Origin of the sequence: Photorhabdus sp. RM323S, assembly GCF_042879375.1 — a bacterium.
Classification (GTDB): domain Bacteria; phylum Pseudomonadota; class Gammaproteobacteria; order Enterobacterales; family Enterobacteriaceae; genus Photorhabdus; species Photorhabdus tasmaniensis.
Window position 1 is genome coordinate 1 of the sequence record NZ_JBHFKZ010000125.1, and the last position, 2597, is coordinate 2597.

Consider the following 2597-nt stretch of genomic DNA (forward strand, 5'->3'; position numbering starts at 1 on the left):
CCCAATAAAACCCGGTTCGGGCAGGAAAAGCGGGCGGAAACCCGGTTATGACCTCGGGGGAAAAGTGAGCTACAATCGGCAAAGTGCCCGTCGGGACGAGTTGATAGGTTCTTTAACAGGGTGGGAAAACGCGGCGGAGAAAAAGGCTGCTAAATCAAGGGGAAAAGTCCGCTCAACGGTATGATGGCGTCGGGATAGTCCCTAAGACCCGCTAGGGCTGGCAGGGGGCCTGAATCCGTATGCGTATGTCCATAATCCAGCAAACTGGATTGATCCGCTGGGTCTGGCTGGCTGTCCGGGGACTAAGAACAAGAAAACGACGTATGAAGGGAAAAGTCGTCGTGACGCGTTACGGCAGGCCAAGAGAGATGCGGGGATACCAAATAATCAGCAACCTTTTGAGATATCAAGGGTAGATTTAGGAGATGGATACGGAGGTAATATTCGTAATGCTAAAGGCGTTCCAGTTCAAACCCGACAATATCACTATAGGGATAAGCAAGGTTCTGTCGTAGTTATTCAAGAACACAGTTTGGGGCATGCAAAGGCAACACCTTTACATGGAGCAGAACCCCATTTTAATGTTAGACCAGTTGATAAAGTAAATGGAAAAATATTAGATACGGGAAGTGTTCCAGACACTCATGGACATTATAATTTTCCTTTAGGGATGTGATTATGTGGTTTAGTAATGCGATAAGAAATGAGCAAATAAAATATATGTTTAATAATGAGTTTGATATAAGCAAAGCCGAATTCATTAGTTATACTTTTCATCATTATTCATCTTTACAGCTTTGTTTTATATGTAAAAAAATTCCTTCCGTATATCCTAAAAAGTGGGATGATAAAGGATTTAATGCGATGAGTTTAGTTTTAAGTATGTCTAATATAAATTCATTTGAAAGCAAAGGAAATAAAGTGGGTTTTATTTGCTCTCCACAAATTAGTAGCACCCATGATTCTACATCTATTGAAATAATCAATAAGAATTTCTATTTATTGTGTAATGCGGATTTTTTAACAATAGATGGTATTACTCCATATATAGATGAAAGATGGGATTAATATTTTAATTTATTGTTGATCATTCCAATAAATAATAAAAAACCGGAAAGATCCCATGATCTTCCGGCTTTCTTCATTCTTACCGTGGTGAATACCCACAGTAAGCCAGAGCGGATTGAAGCTTAGATATCGCATCTTTGATCTGATACGCTTCCTCGTCATTCACGGCACAGGCCCGTATCTCCGCCCAATTCAGCCGCTTCACCAGTTGCGCCAAGGCCAGCGCTTCAATGTGGGTTAACTGAATGTCCTGTAAATGTTCAATGGCTATCGTCATCTCATGCTCTCCCCTTAACCCGCAAAACCGGTTATCAGCGCCCGCATCTGCTGCTTAATCTCCCGCAGATGGGCCTGTTGCCGCTGGTACTGCTGATGCTGTTGTTGCGTGGCTTCACTGTCAGGGATCAGCACCAGACAACCATCCATCACCTTCACCGTAATCTGACCGCCGGTATCAAACCCCGTCTGTCTCAGCCACTGCCCCTTAAGATGTATCGCCGGGGTGGCGTTGTTGACCCCGTTCGGCACATAACCCACCGTGTAATAACATTCTGTTTTCGCGGCTTTATTTACCGCCGCTTCTGCTTTAGAATGCGCCTTAGCCATAGTGACTACTCCTATTAGTTGCTGTGGTGAGCGGCTGTTACAGGGGCCAACCTGTTTCAGTCGCGCTATCTTTTTCTGTTTAGTCTCTGTTGTTACCAATCACCGTATCCAGCATCTCCGAAACAAACTTCTGTCTGGCTTTCGGCAACTGACTGATAATCTCAATTTGTTGTTCCAATCGTGAATTTGGCCCCCGTTTACCGGTCCTTCTGACGACCGGTAAACCCAGGAGTTCATCCAGTGAAAGATTAAGTATCTGAGCTAATAGCGGTAAAAGCGCAGCGGATACTTTTAATCGGCCCCCCTCATAATGCGCCATCGTCTGCTGTGCAATCCCCAGCTGTTCCGCCAGTTGCTGCTGTGTCAGTTGTTGCTCTTTACGCGCCAGCGCAATCCGAGCGCCTAACTCTTTAAAGAACTGTTCATCCTTCGTATTCATGGCCTGTATCTGTCGTTGCGTTAATGTTGCCATGAGGATACTCCCTGTTTTTAATATTGCAGTTGACAATACTCTATATTGGAGTACTCTGCAACAGAGTTATTTTTACTCTTTGCGTCTTGACATGTTTTTGAAGGAACAAATTTATGGCCCGCATTCCCGAAGCAGAATTACAGCACCTGAAAGCCGCCGTCTCCTTAGTCGCCGTAGTGGAGCAACAGGGGCGACAGCTCTTTAAACGCGGCAAAGATTACGTCCTGCTGTGCCCGTTCCATCAGGAGAAAACCCCGTCAATGGTTATCTCACCGGCAAAAAATCTCTATCACTGTTTTGGCTGTGATACCGGCGGCTCCGTGCTGGACTGGGTAATGAAAACCGGGGGCTTAAGTCTGCGCCGGGCGGTGGAACAGCTGCGCGGGATACTGGGAGATAACCCGTCGGTGGCTCCGCTGGTGCAACCGGATGAACCGGCCATGCTGGCCGA

General features: G+C 45.9%; 6 protein-coding genes and 1 pseudogene. 4 read left to right on the forward strand and 3 right to left on the reverse strand.

Annotated elements, in window-relative coordinates:
* From ACGF7G_RS22020 to ACGF7G_RS22030, 3 genes and pseudogenes are all read left to right on the forward strand, one after another.
* Positions 1–184: hypothetical protein (locus ACGF7G_RS22020; RefSeq protein WP_387468400.1), on the forward strand; the 184-nt coding region annotated here is incomplete at its 5' end.
* A gap of 21 nt (positions 185–205) precedes the next feature.
* Positions 206–676 (forward strand): annotated as a pseudogene (locus ACGF7G_RS22025) (HNH/endonuclease VII fold putative polymorphic toxin); the annotation flags it as partial.
* A 2-nt stretch (positions 677–678) separates the two neighbouring features.
* Positions 679–1068 (forward strand): Imm50 family immunity protein, encoded by a 390-nt coding sequence (locus ACGF7G_RS22030; protein ID WP_065391733.1) that lies wholly within the window; start codon positions 679–681, stop codon positions 1066–1068.
* Between the two features lie 79 nt (positions 1069–1147).
* Here the strand turns inward: ACGF7G_RS22030 and ACGF7G_RS22035 are convergent, their stop codons facing one another.
* The 3 genes from ACGF7G_RS22035 to ACGF7G_RS22045 form a co-directional block, all read right to left on the reverse strand.
* Positions 1148–1345, reverse strand: coding sequence for a hypothetical protein (locus tag ACGF7G_RS22035; RefSeq protein ID WP_065391734.1), 198 nt, complete (start codon positions 1343–1345; stop codon positions 1148–1150).
* 14 nt (positions 1346–1359) lie between these two features.
* Positions 1360–1674, reverse strand: coding sequence for a SymE family type I addiction module toxin (locus tag ACGF7G_RS22040; RefSeq protein WP_387468402.1), 315 nt, complete (start codon positions 1672–1674; stop codon positions 1360–1362).
* Positions 1675–1753: 79 nt separating this feature from the next.
* A complete protein-coding gene (locus ACGF7G_RS22045) occupies positions 1754–2146 on the reverse strand; it encodes a helix-turn-helix domain-containing protein (RefSeq protein ID WP_271867415.1) in 393 nt (130 codons plus the stop codon).
* 113 nt (positions 2147–2259) lie between these two features.
* On the opposite strand from ACGF7G_RS22045, the gene ACGF7G_RS22050 reads away from it, so the two are divergent.
* On the forward strand, positions 2260–2597 hold a 338-nt coding region (locus ACGF7G_RS22050), incomplete at its 3' end, for a CHC2 zinc finger domain-containing protein (protein ID WP_387468404.1).

Excerpts from the sequence above, each read along its gene's own strand:
- ACGF7G_RS22030 (WP_065391733.1), top strand. The coding sequence starts at position 679 with ATGTGGTTTAGTAATGCGATAAGAAATGAGCAAATAAAATATATGTTT.
- ACGF7G_RS22035 (WP_065391734.1), bottom strand. The coding sequence starts at position 1,345 with ATGACGATAGCCATTGAACATTTACAGGACATTCAGTTAACCCACATT.
- ACGF7G_RS22040 (WP_387468402.1), bottom strand. The coding sequence starts at position 1,674 with ATGGCTAAGGCGCATTCTAAAGCAGAAGCGGCGGTAAATAAAGCCGCG.
- ACGF7G_RS22045 (WP_271867415.1), bottom strand. The coding sequence starts at position 2,146 with ATGGCAACATTAACGCAACGACAGATACAGGCCATGAATACGAAGGAT.